This is a genomic window from Mesorhizobium sp. M0052 (assembly GCF_040323255.1).
Lineage (GTDB): Bacteria > Pseudomonadota > Alphaproteobacteria > Rhizobiales > Rhizobiaceae > Mesorhizobium.
Genome location: NZ_JAMYUS010000014.1, coordinates 51,539 through 71,137 on the forward strand (window position 1 = coordinate 51,539; position 19,599 = coordinate 71,137).

Here is a 19,599-nt window from a genome sequence, read left to right on the forward strand (position 1 = left end):
TGCGATCTCCTCTTCGCTTGCTGCATCTCAAGTATCGCGCCGGAGATAAAATATTTCAAGCTTAAAGTTTCATGTTGGAACGATTGCAGGACTGGCGCGCCTGCAGGTTGGCCCCACAAGCGCGCTCTGGAAATCACTTCTCTGGGTTCTTCGGGCTCCACAGCACAGTCTCGGCACCCTTCTCATAGGCCATCCCATCGGGATAGCTGATCGCCTCCAGTTGCAATCCCCATGGCGCCTGGAAATAGAGGATGGTCTGGCCGGCCGCCGGACCTTCCTTGACCGGCAGCGGCCCCATCCGCGTCTTCACCCCCTTGCCATCGAGATAGGCTTTCGCCGCGGCGACATCATCGACATACATGGCAATGTGGAAGCCGCCGATATCGCTGTTCTTCGGAGTCAAATCCTTCTGGTCAGGCGCGGTGTACTTGAACAGCTCGATGTTCGATCCATAACCGCAACGCACCATGGTGACCTGCTCGATGACAGCCTTCGGATCGACGCCCAGAAGATCCTGCATGAAGGTGCCCTTGTCATCGGCGAACGGACCGAACGACATCGCCTTCTTGCAGCCGACGACTTCGGTGAAGAAGTCGACTGCCTGCTTCATGTCGGGCACCGTGATGCCGGTGTGGTCGTGGCCGCGCATGCCGGGGATCGCATCGGCCGAAGCCGTTCCCATCGAGCAGAACAGGATCGCGGCAAGCATCGTGCCGCGGGCTGCGTAATTCATATTACCCTCCGTTCGCGGGCTGATTTTGCCCTCATGCACGTCCGAAGCCCGCTGTTCGGCGTGGTGGGTGAACAGTCCTATGCCCGCGCTTTCGTTGCTGGCCGCAACCAGTCCGCGTCGATCTCAGGCAGTGGGATGGCGGCAAGCAGGTCGCGCGTGTAGGTCTCCCTGGGATTGTCGAACAGCGCATCGGTGGCGCTCGCCTCGACGATCCTGCCCTCGCGCATGACGATCACTTGTTGGCACAGCCGCCGGATGACCGACAGGTCGTGGCTGATGAAGGCGACCGTCAGCCCCATCTCCGCGGCCAGTCTCTCCAAAAGGGTGAGGATCTGCGCCTGCGTCGATACGTCGAGGCCGGAGACGATCTCGTCGGCCAGCACGAATTTCGGCGAAAGCGCCAACGCGCGCGCAATTCCGACGCGCTGGCGCTGCCCGCCCGACAGTTCATGACGATAGCGACTAGCGAAGCTTTGCGGCAGGCCGACGCGATGCAATGCCTCGGCGACGCGTTCCCTAAGCCTGTCGCCAAGCCCATTCTGCTTGAGCGGCGCAGCAATGATGCCGGCGATGGTGCGACGCGGGTTGAGCGACGACATCGGGTCCTGGAAGATCATCTGCAGGTCGCGGCGCAGAGGTCGCAGCTCCGCATCCGGCAGATGGGCGATATCGCGGCCCTCGAAATGGATGCTGCCGACGCTCGGCTCCAGAAGTCTGACAAGCGTGCGGCCGAGCGTCGATTTTCCGGACCCGGATTCACCGACGATGCCGGTCACCGAACCTCTCGGCAGATCGAAGTCTAGGCCTTTCAAAATCTCGGCCAGCGGCGCGCGGCCGATCAGCGGCTTGCGGGTCATGTCGGGCAGCGCCACCTTCAGCCCGCGCACGGAAAACAGCGGCTCAACCATGCGGCCGCCTCCACGCCTGGTCTGCCGCGCCGATCTCGGCGGCAAGCCCGGCCAGCACGGTCTCGTCCACCGGCTTCAGCGAGGCCAAGGGATGGGTGTAGCGTGGCGTGGCGGCTATCAATGCCCGCGTATAGGGATGCTCAGGCGCGGCGAAGAGAGCGGCTGTATCAGCCTCTTCCACCACCTTGCCGGCGTAGAGCACAGACACTTGCTGGCTGATCTTTGCAACGACGCCGAGATCGTGGGTGACGAACAGGATCGCGGTGCCATGCTCGCGCTGCAGCTCGGCGATCAGGCGCAGGATCTGCTTTTGCACGGTCACGTCGAGCGCGGTTGTTGGCTCGTCGGCAACGATCAGCCGTGGCTCGGCGGCGAAGGCGGCGGCGATCAGCACACGCTGGCGCATGCCGCCGGACAGCTCGTGCGGATAGCATTTCAGCACCCGGTCGGGATCGCGGATCTGCACCTCATCCAACAATTGCCGGATACGCTTGTCCGCCTTGTCACCGTTCCAGCCGAGAATGCGCACCAGCCGGTCAGTCATCTGCGGACCGATGCGGCGCGACGGGTTGAGCGCAGTCAACGGATCTTGCGGGATCAGCGCCGTGCGAGCGCCGATCAGCGTGCGCCTTGCCTTGGGCTGCAGCCTGCCGAGGTCTTCGCCTTCGAGCTGCATGGCGCCTTCGACGATGCGCACGCTTGACGGCAGCACACCGAGCACCGCCTTGCCGATCATCGTCTTGCCGGCGCCGCTCTCGCCGACAAGAGCACGCACCTCACCCGGCTGCACGGAGAGCGACACCGACCGCAGCACGCGCTGGCCGTTCGGCAGCACGGCGCTCAGATTGGCAATATCCAGGCAAGCGCTCATCGCAGCACCGGATCGAAGCGTGTCTTCAGCGCCTCACCGAACTGGCTGAACGACAGCACGGTGAGGATCAGCGTGACAAGCGGAAACACCAGCACCCACCAGGCCTGATGGATCGACAGCCGGCCCTCGGCGATGATGCCGCCCCAGGTCGGATCGTCGGTCGAGATCGACAGATTGACGAAGGACAGGATGGCCTCGACGATGACGGCGATGCCCATCTCCAGCGACAGCAGTGCCACGATCGACGGCACCACATTGGGCAGCACCTCGCGCAGCATGATGCCGATGCGGCCATAGCCGGCGATGCGGGCGTTCTCGACATAGTCCATGCGCGACTGGCCCATCGCTTCGGCGCGGATCACCCGGAAAAAGCGCGTCCAGTCGATTATGACGATGGCGAGGATGACGGAACTGAGGCCGGTGCCGAGCACCGCGACCAGCAGGATGGCGAACAGCACCGGCGGGAATGCCATCCAGACGTCGACGATGCGTGAAATGATGCGGTCGGCCCAGCCGCCGAAATAGCCGGCGACCAGTCCGAGCGTCGAGCCGACAAGGCAGGCGGCGATCGCCGCCGCGAAAGCGACGACGAAGGCGATACGGCCACCGAAGATCAGCCGGGAGAGGAGATCGCGGCCGAGGCTGTCGGTGCCCAGCCAATAGCCGGATTCCGCACCACTCATCCAGAATGGCGGCAGCCGTTCCAGCATCAGGTCTTGCGCCAGCGGGTCCTGCGGTGCGACCAGCGGCGCAAAGATCGCGGCCAGCAGCGCCAGCAGCAGCCAGCCGCCGGCCAGCCACAGCCTCGGGCCCAGTCCGCGCCGGGCGATGCGTGCCTCATCCATGGCGCAGCCTCGGATTGAGCAGCGCGTACATCATGTCGACGCCAAGATTGATCAGCACGAACAGCAGCGCGAACACCAGCACGATGCCTTGGATCAGCGGCAGGTCGCGGTTGATGACGGCATCGATCGCCATGTTGCCGAGCCCTTCGTAGGAAAACAGCCGCTCGACGATGACCGTGCCGCCGACAAGGAAGGTGAACTGGACGCCGACCAGGGTCAGCGTCGGCAGCGCTGCGTTCTTCATCGCCTCGCGCAGGATAACCTGCGTTTCCGAAAACCCCTTCACCCGCGCCAGCACGACATAGTCGAGGTCAAGCACTTCCTTCAGCGACTGTTTCAGTAACTGCGCGATGATTGCGGCCAGCGGCAATGCCAAGGCTACTGCCGGCATCAGCATGTGTTTCAGCAGATCCCAGGTCAGGTCGAAGCGCAGCCGAAGCAAGCTCTCGAAGAAATAGAACTGGGTGAGGAAGGGCAGATCGAGCTGCGGCGACACCCGGCCGGAAATGTCGAAGATCGGCACCAGCACGCCGAACAAAAGGATCAGCACGAGGCCCCACAGGAAATCGGGAATGGAAAGGACGGCGCCGCTGGCGATATCGATGCCGGCTTCGACCGCGGTGCCGCGTTCGCGCGCGCCGAGGACCGCCGTCGTGCCGCCGAGCCCAACCGCCATGACGAGCGCGATGATGGCGAGTTCCAGCGTTGCCGGCAAACGATTGAAGACAAGGCTGAGCACATCTTGCCGGAGCGAAATCGAGGTACCGAAATCGCCCCTGACAACACCGGACAGCCAGATGAAGAATTGCTGCACGATGGTCTTGTCGAGCCCGTAAAGTGCACGCAGCCGGTCGATGTCGGCATTCGTCGCACCGGGCGGCAGCATCATGGCGATCGGGTCACCGGGCGCAACGCGGATCACGACGAAGACGACGACGGCCACGCCGAACAGCGTAATCAGCATCGTCAGCAGACGGATCAGGAATCGTTGCAGGAGCATTCTGGTGTAGGCCCAGTGCGTTTCTAACGAAGAGCCCCCTCATCCGTCCGCTTCGCGGCCACCTTCTCCCCGAGGGGAGAAGAGGTCACGGACGGCTGAGCTGGTCTCTTCTCCCCAGGGGGAGAAGGTGGCCCGAAGGGGCCGGATGAGGGGGCCGCTCAGCGAAGAGTGGCGCCCACAAGCCGATATCAGGCCGGGGTCATCAGCGCCGGCAGCAGCGCGCCGGACACATGCTGCACCACGTTGACGCCCTTGGCATGCACGATAGGTTGCGCATACTGAATCAGCGGCAGCACATAGGCCTGCTCGGCGATATACTTGTCGACAGCCTTCCAGCCGGCGATGCGCTTGGCCTCGTCCTTCTCGCCCCAGAGCGGATTGATCATGTCGATCAGGTCCTGGCTGTCCCACACCGAGTGCGGGCTCGGCCCATACATGGCAAAACCCGTCGACGTCGTAGGGTCGCCGATGGCGTTGCCCCAATTGTAGAAGGCGGCCGGCGCCAGCTTGTCGGCGGCGCGCAGTTCATAGTGCTTGGCGATCTCGTAGACCTCGATCGTCGCCTCGATGCCGACCTTGCGCCACATGCCGACGATCGCCTGGATCATCTCATAATCCTTGGGCTTGAAGCCCTTGGTCGTTTGGATGGTGAACTTGACCGGTTTTTCCGGCGAATAGCCGGAAGCCGCGAGCAGCTCCTTGGCCTTTTCCGGATTGTGCTCGACCTTGATCGAGGCGTCGAAGGCCGTGTACTCCGGGGTCTCCAGCGTAGCGATCGGCTGGCCATAGCCGCGCAGCAGCCGTTTGACCAGAAGCTCCTTGTCCACAGCCATGACAGCGGCCTGGCGGACGTTCTTGTCCAGCATCGCTTCAATGTCATTGAAGAAGATCATGCCGATGTCGGAAACAGGCTTGCACGAGCCGGCAAGCCCGTCCTTGGCGATCAGCCGGTCATACTCTTCATAGGGGACCTCCAGCGTCACCTGCGAGGAACCAGATTCGATCTCGGCAACGCGGCTCGCCGCGTCGGTGACGAACTTGATCGTCACATTCTCGAAGGCCGGCTTGTCGCCCCAATAGTGCGGGTTGGCCTTCAGTCGGAGGAAAGCATTTCGCTCGAATTTTTCCACCATGTACGGGCCGGTGCCGATCGGCGCCTTCTCGAAACCTTCCGCGCCAACCTTCTCGTAGTAGGCCTTCGGCAGGATGTAGCCGGTCAGGAACGACATCCATTTGAAATAGACCGGATCGAACTGCACGACGTCGCCGGTGATCTTGTTGCCGTCGATCTTGAAATTGTTGACGTTCTTCCAGACGAACTGGATCGGATTGCCGGTCTTTTCGTCGCCCGCCCGCTGCAGCGACCAGACCACGTCCTCGGGCGTGAAGGGCGAGCCGTCATGCCAGGTCACGCCTTCGCGCACCGTCATCGTCACCTTGGTGCGATCCTCGTTCCAGCCCCATTCGGTGAGCAGGCCAGGCGCAAAGGACAGGTCCGGCTTTTGCGGAATGAACTGGTCGAACACTGACTGGTAGAGGCCCTGGATCGTCGGGTTGACGGCCGAGGGTCCGGTGGTCGGATCCCAGGACGGCAGGTTGACGTTATAGGCGATGGTCAGCTCGCCCGCTGCCGCCTTGGCGATCTCAGGCAGGCCGATCGCCGCCACCCCAAGTGCCGCGGCACTGTATCCCAGCAATTCTCGTCTGTTGATTGTCATGGTCGTTCCCCTTGTTGGTTTTGTTGTCTTTGCGCGGCACTATCAGTTTATCGATCCGGGCTTCGTGGGCAGCAGCGCCTTGCCTCTCGTCGCCTTCATGAAATCTTGCGAGCTACCTCCCGCCAAGCTGTTGCGCGAGCATGAAGCCGGAGGCCGCGCCGGTGCCGGCGCCGGGCCATGTCGCGGCGCCTATGAGATGCAGATTGCCGACCGGCGTGTTCCAGCCGGCATAACCGCGCGCCGGGCGGAACAGGAAATTCTGTGCCAGATGGTGGCTGCCGCAGACCTGGTCGCCACCGCCGAGATTGGGGTTCTCACGCTCGAGGTCGATTGGCGAGAACACTGCACGGCCGAGGATTTTCGGGCGCAGTCCGGGTGCGTATATCTCGATGATGTCGAGCACGCGCTCGGCGTAGGCATCCTTGACCTGATCCCAATGCGCGGGCGCGATCCTGCCTGCCGCATCGCCCAGGATTTCGGCAGGCAGCATGCGCACCTGCACCCACAGCACATGCTTGCCCTGAGGCGCGCGCGACGGATCGATCGCGGTCGGCTGGCCGACGACCAGCACCGGTTCGTCCGGCAGCATGCCCGCCATCGCCTGCTGATAGGTGCGCGACATCGCGTCGAGCGACGGCGACAGATGCACATAAGCGAACTGCCGAAGCTCCGCGCCGGCGCGCCAATCGGGCAGGTCGTCGAGCGCCAGATGGATCATCATCGTGCCCGGCGCGTGCCGGAATTTCTGCATCGCCGTGTCGAAGCCGGCGTCGCCGGAACCGTTGGGCAGCAACTTGCCGGTCAGCGCCCTGGGCGCGACGCCGGCAATCACTGCCTTGGTGGCCGTATGTGTCTCACCTGAAGCGAGTCGCACGCCCGATGCCTTGCCGCCGGCAACGGTGATCTCGGCAACTTCCGCCCCGGTGACGATCGTGCCGCCCGCCGAGGTGACCATACCTGCCAGCGCCCGGATGATCGTGTCGGCGCCGCCCTTGCCTAGCACCATGCCAAAGCTCTGGTTGGCGATCGATTCCAGATAGGGGAACACGGCGCCGCCGGCGATGTCGGGTGCGAAATCGAGATGCATGCCCCAGGTGGCAAGCGTTGCCCGCACATAAGGCGACTCGAAGGTCTCCTCCAGCCAGGCGCGAGGTGACGACAGCAAAAGCCGGCCGGTATCGAGCGCGCCTGACATGCCCTTCTTGCGCCACAGGTTCCAGGCGGTGCCGGCAAGCGCGCGGGCACTCATCGGCGATCCCAGCAGCCGGAACAGATGCTCGGCCTCAGCAGGAAAGGCGGCAACGAGCTTGCGCCACGTCGCGGCATCGGCGGCGGAGAACGCGGCCAGCCGCGTGGCAGTCCTTTCCAAGTCATTGCTGACGCCGAACCAGCGTCCGTCCGGAAAGGCGCTGGCGAAACAGTCGGCGACCGGCGCGAACTCAAGACCCTGCGCTTTCAATTCATTTGCATATTTCCGGTGGAAGGCGGAGCCGGCAAACAGGCTCAGATTCATTGCACCGAAATCGTGCCGGAACCCTGGGAGGGTGTATTCGTGGGTCTGGACGGCACCGCCGATTGCTGCGCTGCGCTCGAAAATCCCGGTTTTCCAGCCTTTCAGCGCCAGATGCGCGGCGCATGCCAGACTGTTGTGGCCCGCCCCGACAAAGATGGCGTCGAACTCGCTCACGCCCCGTTCCCATTTCCTTTATGCTTAAAGATAATTGCAGATGCATATGTTTTCGTCTAGTAGGATATTAAGGGCCGAGACGAGCCTTGATCTTCACCAGAAAGAGGGAACTTCAGACCATGGACACGCAAAAACTCCTCGGCGAAGTCGCCGGCCAGCTGCTTTCAGGCGCCATCAGGGTGGTCGACCTCTCTGCGCAACTCGGACCCGACACGCCTCTTATCAAGCTGCCGCCGGAGCTTGCCGTCGACACGCCAAAGGTCGAGATCCATAACATCTCCCGTTATGACAAGAACGGCCCGTGGTGGGCATGGAACTGGCTGAAGCTTGGGGAGCATTCGGGCACGCATTTCGATGCGCCGCAGCATTGGATCAGCGGCAAGGACTATCCGGACGGCGCCACCGACACCATTCCGGCGCAGAATTTCATTGGTCCGGTCAATGTCATCGACTGCTCGAAGGAAGCCGCCGCTGACCACGACTTCCTGCTCACCGTCGACCACATCAAGGCGTGGGAAGCCAAGCATGGCGCCATCAACGCCGGGGAGTGGGTGGTGATGCGCACCGACTGGTATAAGCGCAATGGCTCGGAAGCCGAATTCCTCAACGCCAACGAAACCGGCCCACATACGCCAGGTCCGACAGCCGAAGCCATCCAGTTCCTGATCAGCAAGGATATCAAGGGCTGGGGCTCAGAGACGATCGGCACCGATGCCGGCAAGGCAGGCGGGATGGAGCCGCCATTTCCAGCCCACACGCTGATGCACAAGGCGAACCGTTATGGCCTCGCCAGCCTCTGCAACCTCGACCAGTTGCCTCCAAAGGGCGCCATCCTGATCGCCGCACCGCTCAAGATCGAGCATGGCACCGGCAGCCCTATCCGCGCGCTGGCGCTTGTATCCAACGGCTAGGTGAAAGCACGCCAAGGTGAGCCAGCCGGATCACATCATCGTTGGCAGCGGCATCAACGCGCTGGTCTGCGCGGCGATGCTCGGCGGCAAAGGGGCGCGTGTGCTCGTCCTCGAGCGCAATGACCGCATCGGCGGCTGCGTGCGTACCGAGGAGATCACCGCTCCCGGCTTTATCCATGACGTGATGGCAACCACCTTCGTGCTGTTCATCACCTCGCCGGCTTTTGCGGCGTTGGGCGGCGATCTCGCCAGGCACGGGCTGGAATTCTGCCACACCGGCACGCCAACTGGCGTGCTGCGGCCGGACGGCAGTCATGCAGTGCTCACCACCAACCGCGCCGCCAATGTCGCGGCAATCAATGCGATTGCCGCCGACGATGGCGACCGGCATGCGGACGATGTCAGCGGCATCGAGCGCAATGCCGGCCTGTTGTTCGGCCTGCTCGGCGGCAGCCTGTGGTCCTATCCGACGGCGAAACTGCTGGCCGGCGATGCCTGGCGGCGCAGCCCACGCGGCCTTGCCGCCTTTCTCGGCGAAGCACTGGTGCCGGCGCGCAGCTGGCTGGAAAGCACCTATCGGTCCGAGACAATCCGCGCGCTGTGGGCGCCCTGGGTGCTGCACGCCGGGCTCGGACCGGAAGACGCCTTCTCAGGGCAGATCGCCAAGGTCATTGCCTTCGCGCTGGAAGCGGCCGGGGCGCCGATCGTCAAGGGTGGAGCGAAGACCCTGCTCACCGCCTTCGAAGCTCTGATAAGGGAACGTGGTGGCGACATCCGTACCGTCGCCGATGTCGCCTCGATCGTCCAGAGCGGTGGCCGCGCGACCGGCGTACGGCTCGCCTCGGGCGAAACGATTACAGCAAACAAGAGCGTCATCTGTTCGGTCACGCCGACGCAGCTTTACCACCGGTTGCTCGGCAGCGAGGCTCCCAAGGCCGATGTCGAAGCGACACAGAAATATCGCTACGGCAAAGGCAATTTCCAGATTCACTATGCGCTGAACAAGCCGCCGGCATGGCGCGGTGCTGGCCTGGACCAGGTGGCATTGTTGCACCTGACGCCGGGGCTCGATGGCGTCTCGAAAGCCTGCAACGAGGCGGCGCGCGGCATGCTGCCCGAAGTGCCGACCATCTGCGTCGGCCAGCCGCATGCGCTCGATCCGTCGCGCTGCCCGGAGGGCAAGGCGATCCTGTGGCTGCAACTGCCCGAGGCGCCCAGGCACATCAAGGGCGACGCCGCAGGCACGCTGCATGCACCGGCTGACGGACAATGGACCGAGGCGCTGCGTGAAGCCTACGCCGACCGCGTCGAAACCATTCTCGCCAGCCACATCGATGGCTTCAAGGGCAGCGTGATTGCGCGCCGCGCCTATTCACCGGCCGATCTCGAAGCGATGAACATCAATCTGGTCGGCGGCGACCCGTATGGCGGGTCGTCCACCATCGACCAGTCGTTCCTGTGGCGGCCGTTCAAGACCAGCCGCAACCATCAGACCGGCATCAAAAACCTCTATCACATCGGCGCCTCCACCCATCCGGGTGCAGGGCTCGGCGGCGGCTCCGGCTTTCTTCTGGCGGGCAGGCTGTGATGGAGCAGAAGGTCGCAGAAAAACGCCAGCGCATTTCGACGCTTGGCCAGATCGGCCTGCAGCAATTCGCGCCCTATCTGATGAACCGCATCATGGGGCGCTACAACGCCACCTTGCGCGACGATTTCCGCAAGCAGGGCCTGACCATTCCGCAGGTCCGCACGCTCGCCGTGCTGTCGGTCACCGACGGTGTCACCGTCAACGACCTCTCGGTCTACACCGTCATCGAGCAGTCGACCTTGAGCCGCACGCTCGACACGCTGGAAGGGCAAGGCTTCGTGCGGCGCGAGCAAGGCGTCACAGACAGCCGCATCCGCCATGTCTTCCTGACCGATGACGGCCGCGCCGAGTTCGCGCGCGCCTGGCCGGCAATGCATGACGCGTTCGAGGCGATGTTCGACGATGTCGACGACGCCGAATACGCGGCGCTGATCGCCACATTGCAGAAGATGCTGAAGAACATTCGCAAGCACGACATCTAGACGTTAGGCGCCGGCCGCACCGCCGGCAACGGAAGGTTGGAAAAATGGCCGAACGCTCTTTTGCCAAGGAAGTCGAAAAACTCAGGCTCGGCGCCGGCGAGGAATTTGCGGGCGAAGGCATTCTCGCCATCACCAAGGCGCTGCTGCAATGCGGCGTCGGCTATGTCGGCGGATACCAGGGCGCGCCGATCAGCCATCTGATGGACGTGCTGGCCGACGCGCAGGACATTCTGGGCGAACTCGGCGTGCATTTCGAGGCGAGCGCCTCGGAAGCCACCGCCACCGCCATGCTGGCGGCCTCGGTGCATTACCCCATCCGTGGCGCGGCGACCTTCAAGTCGACTGTCGGCACCAATGTCGCTTCCGACGCGCTCGCCAATCTCGCCTCCGGCGGCGTCACCGGCGGCGCGCTGATCATCGTCGGCGAGGATTATGGCGAGGGCTCCTCGATCATGCAGGAGCGTAGCCATGCCTTCGCCATGAAAAGCCAGGTCTGGCTGCTCGACCCGCGCCCGAACCTGCCTTCGATCGTCAAGGCGGTGGAGGATGGTTTCGAGCTGTCCGAAGCGTCCAATACTCCGGTGATGCTGCAGGTGCGCATCCGCTGCTGCCACGTCCACGGCCACTTCATAGCCAAGGACAACAAGCGCCCGCCGATGACGGTGGCCGATGCGCTCGACGCGCCGCGCCGCGACACCGGCCGCATCGTGCTGCCACCCGCCTCCTTCCTGCACGAGAAGGAGAAGGTGCAAAAACGCTGGCCGGCGGCGGTCGATTTCATCGCCAGGAACAAGATCAACGAGTTCTTCGGTTCGGACCATGGCTCGGTCGGCATCGTCATGCAGGGCGGCATGTACAATTCGGTCATCCGCGCCTTACAGCGGCTCGGCCTTGCCGACACCTATGGCGAGACGGATGTGCCGCTCTACGTTCTCAACGCCGTCTATCCCCTGATAGACGATGAGTTCCTGTCTTTCTGCGAAGGCAAGCAGGCGGTGCTCGTGGTCGAGGAGGGCCAGCCCAACTACATCGAGCAAGCCTTTGCCGCCATGCTGCACAAGGCCGGGCGCGGCACCAGGCTGGTTGGCAAGGAATATCTGCCGATGGCCGGAGAATATACCGGCCAGGTCATGCTGGACGGCATCGGCGCCTTCCTGCGCGCCGAGGCCGCGCATCTCTTGCCGAGCGAGGTGCGAGCACCGAACAAGGTCGGCGACGGCGTCAACACCGCCGACCTGATCAACATCGTGCCGGGACGTCCGCCGGGTTTCTGCATCGGTTGCCCGGAGCGGCCGATCTTTGCCGCGACCAAGCTGGTCGAGCAGGAACTCGGCAAGCACCACATCGCCTCCGACATCGGCTGCCATCTGTTCTCAATCATGCCGCCCTTCGAGCTTGGCGCCACCACCATGGGCTATGGGCTGGGGCCGGCCTCGGCTTCGGCCTTCAATTCGCCCGACGCCAAACGGAGGTCGATCTCCTTCGTCGGCGATGGCGGCTTCTGGCACAACGGCCTGACCTCCTCGATCGGCAACGCGGTGTTCAACAAGAATGACGGCGTCATCGTCATCGTCGACAATTTTTACTCCGCCGCCACCGGTGGGCAGGACATCCTGTCGTCGCGCGCGGGCAACAAGACCAAGTCGACCAAGCATCCGATCACCGAAGCGGTGAAGGGCATGGGCGTCAAATGGCTGCGCCACATCGACCGCACCTACGATGTCGGCAAGATGCAGGACACGCTGCGCGAGGCGCTGACGACGGAGGAAAAGGGACCAAAGGTCATCGTCGCCTCTTCCGAATGCATGCTCAACCGCCAGCGTCGCGAAAAGCCGCTGGTCGACAAGGCGATCAAGGGAGGGACCCGTGTCGTCAAGCCGAAATTCGGCGTCGACGAGGACATCTGCACCGGCGACCACGCCTGCATGCGGCTGTCCGGCTGCCCGTCGCTGTCGGTGAAATCGCTCGACGATCCCTTGCGTGACGATCCGGTGGCATCGATCGACCAGCGCTGCGTCGGCTGCGGCAATTGCGGCGAGGTGGCGGACGCTGCCGTTCTGTGCCCTTCTTTCTACCGCGCCGATGTCGTGCACAATCCGAGCCGCTGGGACCGCTTCCTCGAATCTGCACGTCGCGCCACCATCGGCCTGATGCAGCGCCGCCGCGAGAGCCGCAGGTTGACGTTCGCCGATGCTTGACCAGGCTTCGCCCTTGCGTCCGAAATCCGGTGCCGCCGATACCGAGCCGGTGATCAAGCTCGCTTTGCTCGCGGTCGGCGGCCAGGGCGGAGGCGTGCTCGCCGACTGGATCACCGATGTCGCCGAGCGCAATTCCTATGTCGCGCAATCGACCTCGGTCGCCGGCGTCGCCCAGCGCACCGGCGCTACGATCTATTACGTCGAGATGGCCCGCGACACCGGCCGGCTGCCGGTCTTTGCCTTGTCGCCTTCGCAAGGCGATGTCGACATATTGATCGCCGCCGAGCTGATGGAAGCCGGCCGCGCCATCATCAGGGGCTTCGTCACGCCCGATCGCACCACGCTGATCACCTCCTCGCACCGTATCGCCGCGGTGTCGGAAAAGATCGAGCCGGGTGACGGCCGGGCCTCGTCTTCCAAGGTACGCGCGACGGCGGAAGCTGCATCGAAACGCTTCATCGCCTTCGACATGGAAAAGATCGCCGCGGACAATGGCTCAATGATCTCGGCCAGTCTGCTTGGCGCGCTGGCCGGCTCCGACGCATTGCCGTTCACGCGTGAAAGCTATGAGCAAGCGATCGGCGCCGGCGGCCGAGGCGCGAAAGCCAGCCTCGCTGCCTTCGCCGTCGCCTACGACCGCGCGCGCGGTACGACGGTCCCCGCGCCAGAGCCGGCAGAACCGGCCACGGTCGAACCCGCTCCGGGTGCAGGGCGCGTGAGCGGTCCGCAGAACCTGCTGCAGGGTTGGCAGGCGCTGGCCGCCCGCATCGACCTGATGCCCGCGGCGGTGCGCGCCATGGCGCTTCGAGGCCTGAGAAAGGTCGTCGACTACCAGGACATCGCCTATGGCCGCGACTATCTCGACCGGTTGGACAAGGCCGTTGCGCTTGATGATCCCGGCCATGCCCATGCATTGTCCATCGCTGCCGCCAAGCACCTGGCCAACGCGCTGTGCTACGACGACATGATCCGCGTCGCCGATCTCAAGACACGTTCGACGCGTGACCGGCGGGTGCGCAAGGAGGTGGGCGTCAAGAACGGCTCCATCCTGCAGGTGACCGAGTATTTCCATCCGCGCATCGAGGAGTTCTGCGGCACTTTGCCGGCGGGATTGGGCAGCTACATCGAGAACCGATCGAAACTTGCAGGCTTTCTCGACCGGCGCATCAATCACGGCCGGCGCATCCGCACCGACAGCTTTGCCGGCTTTGCGGTCCTCTGGTTCATCGGCGGCCTGCGCCGCTGGCGGCGGCGCCTGTTGCGCCACAAGGTCGAGACGGCGCATCTGGAGCGCTGGTATGGGCTGGCGCTCAGCCACGCGCCTCAGGACTACGCGCTCGCCGTCGAAATCTTGAACTGCCGCCGGCTGATCAAGGGCTACAGCGACACCCACCTCCGCGCCCAGTCCAAATTCGATCGCGTGCTGTCGGCGCTCGATCTGGTCAAGGGCCGCGATGACGCTGCCGACTGGATCAGGCGGTTGCGCGAAGCTGCGCTGAAAGACGAGAAAGGCGACATGCTCGATGGCGCGCTGAAGACGGTGGCATCGTTGTCTGATCATGGTGTGGGAAGAGGTCGAGCTTAGGCTGGTACCTCTACGCTACTGCCGCCGTTTCCCTACTCCCACGGGATTCGCGGATTGAACACGCCGCTTCAGGCGATCGCAGCTCGGCTTCCACCCGGATTGCGGGAAGCGTTGCCGGCGGACCTGCCGGGCGTCAGTCGCGCGATATGGACAGCCCCGAGAGAAGCGGAGCGTACGCGGCGAGCCTGCGGGATACGAACTCGGTGAAGAGCCGCACCCGCTTCGTCTTGCGTGTCTCGCCTAGCGTGAGAAGCCAGAGTGTCCCATGCATGGGCACGTCGATCCCCGGCACCCTTACCAGCAGGGGGTCGGCATCTCCGACGAAGCACGGCAGTTTCGTTATCCCAATCCCTTGGTGCGCCGCGATGATCTGCGTCTCGGCGTCAGGTGTCCTGAACGGTACTCCCGTTACGTGAACTTCTCCCTCGCGCGCCCAGTCCGGAATTCCATGATTGTCTATGCCTATCCACCGGATGGGATCAGGCGTGCCCGCACGCCACGCGGCTAGCCGATCGCGAGACATGTAGACGCCGCTGAACAGCTCCGGTCCCTTCAGGCCGTGAAGATTGAGCGGCAGGGTCTTGCGGTCGGCGACAATGCGGATCGCGACGTCGGCCTCTCGGTTGGTCAGATTGGCCAGCTCGCCGGACGACAGGATTTCCATCTCGATGTCGCGATGTAGACGCGCGAAGTCGGCGAGATCCGGCATGAGCAGGTGTGTGGCGAGGAACGGTGGAAGCGTCACCCGCAAAAGCCCGCGCGCGCTCTGGTCACGACCGAAGACTCGCGTCTCCAACTGGTGCGACGACGCTTCCATCTGGGTCGCGAGATCGAGGACCTCTTCGCCCGCAGCCGTCAGGCGGTAGCCGGAAGGCAGCTTTCCGAACATCTGCGCCCCGAGGCGTTCCTCGAGCTGAGCGATGCGTCGCAGCACGGTCGAGTGGTTCACACCGAGGTGCGCGGCGGCAGCACGCACCGAGCCGCCGCGCGCGGCGGCAAGAAAGTAGCGGACGTCATCCCAGTCGATCATGGTGCATTCCTGCGCAGCGAAGTGCGGCTTGCAAAGCCCATACTAACACGATCAGCCGTAGTTCGTGCGGTCGCCGCGGCGTTCAATCATCTAGCTGGATCGTTTTCGCACCAGCGATGTGCGCGATTGCGCACTCACCGCCCGACTTCGGCGAACCCATCTTGAGGCTCTCGCGGGACTTTCCCGTGCAGCCAAAGATACGAGACGGCGAAACGAAGGATGCATGACATGAACAGACTGAATGGAAAGACCGCTGTGATAACCGGCGGCGCTACGGGCATCGGCCGCGCCGCAGCCAAGCGCTTTATCGAGGAGGGCGCCTTCGTCTTCATCTTCGGCCGCCGGCAGGAAGCGCTCGACGCTGCCGTGGCTGACCTTGGGCCTAGTGCCCGCGCGGTTAAGGGCTCGGTCTCGGATGAGGCCGACCTCGACCGACTCTACGCTGCGGTGAAGGCCGAGCGCGGAAGCCTCGATATCGTCTTCGCCAATGCCGGGGCGGGAAGTCCGCTTCCGCTCGGGCAGATCACCGCCAGGCACATTGACGAAACCTTCGACACCAATGTGAAGGGTACGATCTTCACGGTCCAGAAGGCGCTGCCGCTGATGAGCCAGGGCGGTTCGATCATCCTGACCGGCTCGAGCGCCGGCACCACGGGCGCTCCGGGGTTCACTGCCTATAGCGCGAGCAAGGCGGCAGTGCGCAACCTGGCGCGGACCTGGGCGGAGGACCTGAAGGGCACCGGCATCCGGGTAAACGTGTTGTCGCCCGGGGCGACGGCGACCGAACTCGCGAAGGAGGCGTTGGGCGAGGAAGGCCAGAAGGCCTACGGCGCGATGACTCCGCTCCAGCGCATAGCCAATCCGGCGGAGATCGGGGCCGTGGCCGCCTTTCTCGCGTCGCCGGACAGCAGCTTCATGACCGCCAGCGAAGTCGCCGTCGACGGCGGCCTGGCTCAACTCTGACCCCCAGCGCGGTCCGTACCTGGGCCGCGCGCAACGAAAGACAAAGAATTATGAAAAAACTCGAAGGCAAGATCGCAGTCATCACGGGCGGAAGCAGCGGGATCGGATTGGCCACAGCCAAGCGCTTCGTAGAAGAAGGAGCACACGTCGTGATTACCGGGCGAAGAGAGAAGGAGTTGAAGGAGGCCGCAGCCTTCATCATGAAAAACGTTACGACGGTCGTGGGTGACGTGTCGCTCCTGGAGGATCTGGATCGCCTCTATGCCGTCGTGAAGGAGAAATATGGTCATATCGACATTCTCTTCGCCAACGCCGGCGCGGGGACGATCGCACCGCTCGCCGTCGCTACCGAGGCACATTTTGATCAGACCTTCGATGTGAACGTGAAGGGTCTGTTCTTTACGGTGCAGAAGGCCCTTCCCCTGTTCAAAGACGGCGGTTCGATCATCCTGAATTCTTCAGTGTCGAACGTGTTGGGGCTTCCAGGGTTTAGTACCTACGCCGCGAGCAAGGCGGCTGTACGCAACTTCGCGCGCGCTTGGACTCTGGAATTCAAAGACCGCAAAATCCGCGTCAATGCAATGAGTCCGGGACCAATCGAGACGCCGGTCTTGGAGACAACGACTGGCCTTACCCCTGAGCAAGCCGAGCAAGCGGCCGCCCAGTTTGCGTCACAGATCCCAATGGGTCGCAGGGGCAAACCAGAGGAAATCGCGGCTGCCGTAACGTTCCTCGCCTCCGATGAAAGTTCTTTCGTCACCGGCGTGGATCTCGCCGTCGACGGAGGCATGGCGCAAGTCTGACCCCGGCATTAGCACCAGATCGGAGAAGTACTATGAACTATGCAATCGTAGGATTCGGCAATATCGGACAGGCCCTTGCCAAGGCGTTTGCCCGAAACGGCATCGAAGTTTCCGTTGCAACCACACGCGACCCGGAAAGCTTTGCCGCCGATGCGGCCGCGATCGGACCCACGATCATCCCCAAAAAACCGGCGGAAGCCATCAAGGCGGACATCATCTTTTTGGCTGTCCGCTTCGAGGCGCACCCGAATGTCGCGAACGCGCTCCCTACCTGGCAGGGGAAGACGATCATCGATGTGACCAATGCCTATGGCGTGCCCCCGGAGGAACTGGGAGGACAACCTTCTTCCAAGTTCATCGCGCAGGCCTTCTCTGGCGCAAAACTGGTCAAGGGCTTCAACCATTTGGTCGGCCCGGTGCTTGATCAGGATCCGGCCGTACATGGTGGCCGGAGGGTCGTGTTCCTGGCAAGCGACGATGACGGTGCCGCAACACAGATTGGGGAGCTTGCGGAAAATCTCGGTTTCGCGCCGATCAAGCTTGGCGGGGTGTCGGAAGGTGGCCTGCTGGTCCAGGCGCGCGGAAACAGCTGGGGTCATCTGATCTTTGAGGACCTGGTCAAGTTCGACTGACGAGCACGACGTCCCCACCCGAAAAGAGACGACGCACGCGATCGGAACTCGGATCGGATCAAGCCCGATCCGATCCGAGCAAATGGAGAAATCACTATGAGCACCGAGAAGAATATCCACTAGGAGACTTCGATGTACGACCAATCCAAGGTATCCGAATTGATCCGGTTCGCACGAATCGAGGCGGGCTCCACCGTGATCGACGTCTACCCTGGCGACGGAGACTGGACGCGCCTCTTCTCCGACATCGTCGGATCAGAGGGGCGGGTCTACAGCTTCGTGCCGGCGGAGGTCGCCCACTTCAAGAACGATCCGGTCGGCCTCATGCGGACGCTCGCGAAGGAGCCGGGCCGAGAGAACGTCGAAGCCGCCTCGGCGGACCTCGTCGCGATGCCGGAGGTCACGCAGGCAGCCGATGTCCTATGGCTGCACCTGTTTTACCACGATCTTCACACCGCCCTGGTCCAGAAGAAGGGTGCGACGGCCGCCGACTTCAATCGAGCTGTCTACAAGCGGCTGAAACCCGGTGGGTCCTACGTCATCGTTGACCACGCCGCTGCCGCGGGGTCGGGCACGAGCGACACCCGGTCGCTGCATCGGATCGACCCTGCATTCGTCCGCGAGGAGGTGGAGGCGGCCGGCTTCGTACTGGACGCGGAAAGCACCGTGCTCGCGAACAAGGATGACCCGCACTCGATCAAGGTGTTCGATCCCGCGATCAAGGGCGAGACCGATCGCTTCGCGTTCCGGTTCGTGAAGCCCTGACAGGTCCTGGGCGCCGACTTCATGTCGACCGCCCCATTGAGTCCATCAACTCGGGTTCGGACCCGTCAAGCTGGGAAAGGTCAACGAGGATGGCGGGCTGGTGCACGCACGCGATGCGGCAGCGCTTGAAGGCGTCCGAGGTGATGATGGCACAAGGTTCTGGAGCACACCTGCCGCAGGTTCCTGATTTGAACTTGATGAATGACGGAAGTCGCCGCGCCGTTGAGGGAGCCGGCGCATCCCCTCAGGGATGCGCCGGGACAAACCGTTCAAGAATGGTGGATTTCCGTTCCCAACACCTTCAGGCATTCACGGATGAACGCCGCAAGCGCGGTCCAGCCTTTGGCTGAAACCATGGTCCCATCGACATAGGCGTCGGTGGGAGACAGATCGATATAAGTGCCGCCGGCAAGCGTCACCTCCGGCTCGCAAGCGGCGAGCGCCGCCACCTTCTTGCCGCGCACGACGCCGTCGACCGCGATCAGAATCTGGACGCCATGGCAGATCGTGAAGATCGGCTTTTTCGCCTCGTGGAAATGGCGCACCATTGCCTGTATCCGCTTGTCGGTGCGGATGTATTCGGGGCCACGACCGCCGGCGCAATAGACAGCGTCGTACTGGCTCAGCTGCTTCTCGGCGTCGGCAAAGGTCTTGTTGATCAGCGCATTGTGGCCGGGCTTTTCGGTGTACGTCTGATCGCCCTCGAAATCGTGCAGCGACGTCTTGATCATGTCTCCGGCGCTTTTGTCGGGGCACACGACATGAACGGTGTGTCCCACCGCTTCCATCGCCTGCTGATAGACGAAGATTTCATACTCCTCGGTGAAATCACCGGTCAGCATCAGGATTTTTTTGGCTGGCATGTCTTTTCCTCTCGGCT

18 protein-coding genes are annotated in these 19,599 nt (G+C 63.3%); 9 read left to right on the forward strand and 9 right to left on the reverse strand.

What is annotated here, in order from left to right:
• Positions 1 to 133 precede the first annotated feature (133 nt).
• The 7 genes from NKJ77_RS19575 to NKJ77_RS19605 form a co-directional block, all read right to left on the reverse strand.
• Positions 134 to 733, reverse strand: coding sequence for a VOC family protein (locus NKJ77_RS19575; protein WP_023823586.1), 600 nt, complete (start codon positions 731 to 733; stop codon positions 134 to 136).
• A 77-nt stretch (positions 734 to 810) separates the two neighbouring features.
• Positions 811 to 1,641, reverse strand: coding sequence for an ATP-binding cassette domain-containing protein (locus NKJ77_RS19580; RefSeq protein WP_352535600.1), 831 nt, complete (start codon positions 1,639 to 1,641; stop codon positions 811 to 813).
• On the reverse strand, positions 1,634 to 2,512 hold the full coding sequence (locus tag NKJ77_RS19585; protein WP_023695186.1) for an ABC transporter ATP-binding protein: 879 nt from the start codon (positions 2,510 to 2,512) through the stop codon (positions 1,634 to 1,636). Before NKJ77_RS19585 ends, NKJ77_RS19580 begins: the two co-directional genes overlap by 8 nt.
• Positions 2,509 to 3,357, reverse strand: coding sequence for an ABC transporter permease (locus tag NKJ77_RS19590; RefSeq protein WP_023815148.1), 849 nt, complete (start codon positions 3,355 to 3,357; stop codon positions 2,509 to 2,511). Before NKJ77_RS19590 ends, NKJ77_RS19585 begins: the two co-directional genes overlap by 4 nt.
• A complete protein-coding gene (locus NKJ77_RS19595) occupies positions 3,350 to 4,357 on the reverse strand; it encodes an ABC transporter permease (protein ID WP_023815147.1) in 1,008 nt (335 codons plus the stop codon). Before NKJ77_RS19595 ends, NKJ77_RS19590 begins: the two co-directional genes overlap by 8 nt.
• A gap of 188 nt (positions 4,358 to 4,545) precedes the next feature.
• Positions 4,546 to 6,075 (reverse strand): ABC transporter substrate-binding protein, encoded by a 1,530-nt coding sequence (locus tag NKJ77_RS19600; RefSeq protein ID WP_023686913.1) that lies wholly within the window; start codon positions 6,073 to 6,075, stop codon positions 4,546 to 4,548.
• Between the two features lie 112 nt (positions 6,076 to 6,187).
• Entirely contained in the window at positions 6,188 to 7,762 is a 1,575-nt protein-coding gene (locus tag NKJ77_RS19605; protein WP_023748013.1) for a phytoene desaturase family protein, read from the reverse strand.
• 119 nt (positions 7,763 to 7,881) lie between these two features.
• On the opposite strand from NKJ77_RS19605, the gene NKJ77_RS19610 reads away from it, so the two are divergent.
• From NKJ77_RS19610 to NKJ77_RS19630, 5 genes are read left to right on the forward strand one after another with little or no spacing between them, the layout of a single operon-like run.
• Positions 7,882 to 8,673 (forward strand): cyclase family protein, encoded by a 792-nt coding sequence (locus NKJ77_RS19610; RefSeq protein ID WP_023708108.1) that lies wholly within the window; start codon positions 7,882 to 7,884, stop codon positions 8,671 to 8,673.
• A gap of 16 nt (positions 8,674 to 8,689) precedes the next feature.
• Entirely contained in the window at positions 8,690 to 10,261 is a 1,572-nt protein-coding gene (locus tag NKJ77_RS19615) for a phytoene desaturase family protein (protein WP_023699870.1), read from the forward strand.
• Positions 10,261 to 10,743, forward strand: a complete 483-nt coding sequence (locus NKJ77_RS19620; protein WP_023667791.1) for a MarR family winged helix-turn-helix transcriptional regulator — start codon at positions 10,261 to 10,263, stop codon at positions 10,741 to 10,743. The genes NKJ77_RS19615 and NKJ77_RS19620 overlap by 1 nt, the downstream gene beginning before the upstream one ends.
• A gap of 44 nt (positions 10,744 to 10,787) precedes the next feature.
• Positions 10,788 to 12,941: a thiamine pyrophosphate-dependent enzyme gene (locus NKJ77_RS19625; RefSeq protein ID WP_352535601.1), complete on the forward strand. Its 2,154-nt coding sequence runs from the start codon at positions 10,788 to 10,790 to the stop codon at positions 12,939 to 12,941.
• The gene (locus NKJ77_RS19630) at positions 12,934 to 14,526 is read left to right on the forward strand and encodes an indolepyruvate oxidoreductase subunit beta family protein (protein WP_023830418.1); all 1,593 of its coding nucleotides are present in this window, start codon (positions 12,934 to 12,936) and stop codon (positions 14,524 to 14,526) included. The genes NKJ77_RS19625 and NKJ77_RS19630 overlap by 8 nt, the downstream gene beginning before the upstream one ends.
• Before the next feature lie 133 nt (positions 14,527 to 14,659).
• Here NKJ77_RS19630 and NKJ77_RS19635 read toward each other — a convergent pair whose 3' ends face one another.
• Complete coding sequence (locus tag NKJ77_RS19635; protein WP_023830419.1) at positions 14,660 to 15,556, reverse strand: LysR family transcriptional regulator; 897 nt, start codon at positions 15,554 to 15,556, stop codon at positions 14,660 to 14,662.
• Between the two features lie 228 nt (positions 15,557 to 15,784).
• On the opposite strand from NKJ77_RS19635, the gene NKJ77_RS19640 reads away from it, so the two are divergent.
• From NKJ77_RS19640 to NKJ77_RS19655, 4 genes are all read left to right on the forward strand, one after another.
• On the forward strand, positions 15,785 to 16,519 hold the full coding sequence (locus NKJ77_RS19640; RefSeq protein WP_352535602.1) for an SDR family NAD(P)-dependent oxidoreductase: 735 nt from the start codon (positions 15,785 to 15,787) through the stop codon (positions 16,517 to 16,519).
• 50 nt (positions 16,520 to 16,569) lie between these two features.
• Complete coding sequence (locus NKJ77_RS19645) at positions 16,570 to 17,322, forward strand: SDR family NAD(P)-dependent oxidoreductase (protein WP_352535603.1); 753 nt, start codon at positions 16,570 to 16,572, stop codon at positions 17,320 to 17,322.
• A 32-nt stretch (positions 17,323 to 17,354) separates the two neighbouring features.
• Positions 17,355 to 17,954, forward strand: coding sequence for an NADPH-dependent F420 reductase (locus NKJ77_RS19650; RefSeq protein ID WP_352535604.1), 600 nt, complete (start codon positions 17,355 to 17,357; stop codon positions 17,952 to 17,954).
• 132 nt (positions 17,955 to 18,086) lie between these two features.
• A complete protein-coding gene (locus tag NKJ77_RS19655; RefSeq protein ID WP_352535605.1) occupies positions 18,087 to 18,719 on the forward strand; it encodes a class I SAM-dependent methyltransferase in 633 nt (210 codons plus the stop codon).
• A 269-nt stretch (positions 18,720 to 18,988) separates the two neighbouring features.
• Here NKJ77_RS19655 and NKJ77_RS19660 read toward each other — a convergent pair whose 3' ends face one another.
• Positions 18,989 to 19,582 (reverse strand): DJ-1/PfpI family protein, encoded by a 594-nt coding sequence (locus NKJ77_RS19660; protein ID WP_023667783.1) that lies wholly within the window; start codon positions 19,580 to 19,582, stop codon positions 18,989 to 18,991.
• Positions 19,583 to 19,599: the final 17 nt, after the last annotated feature.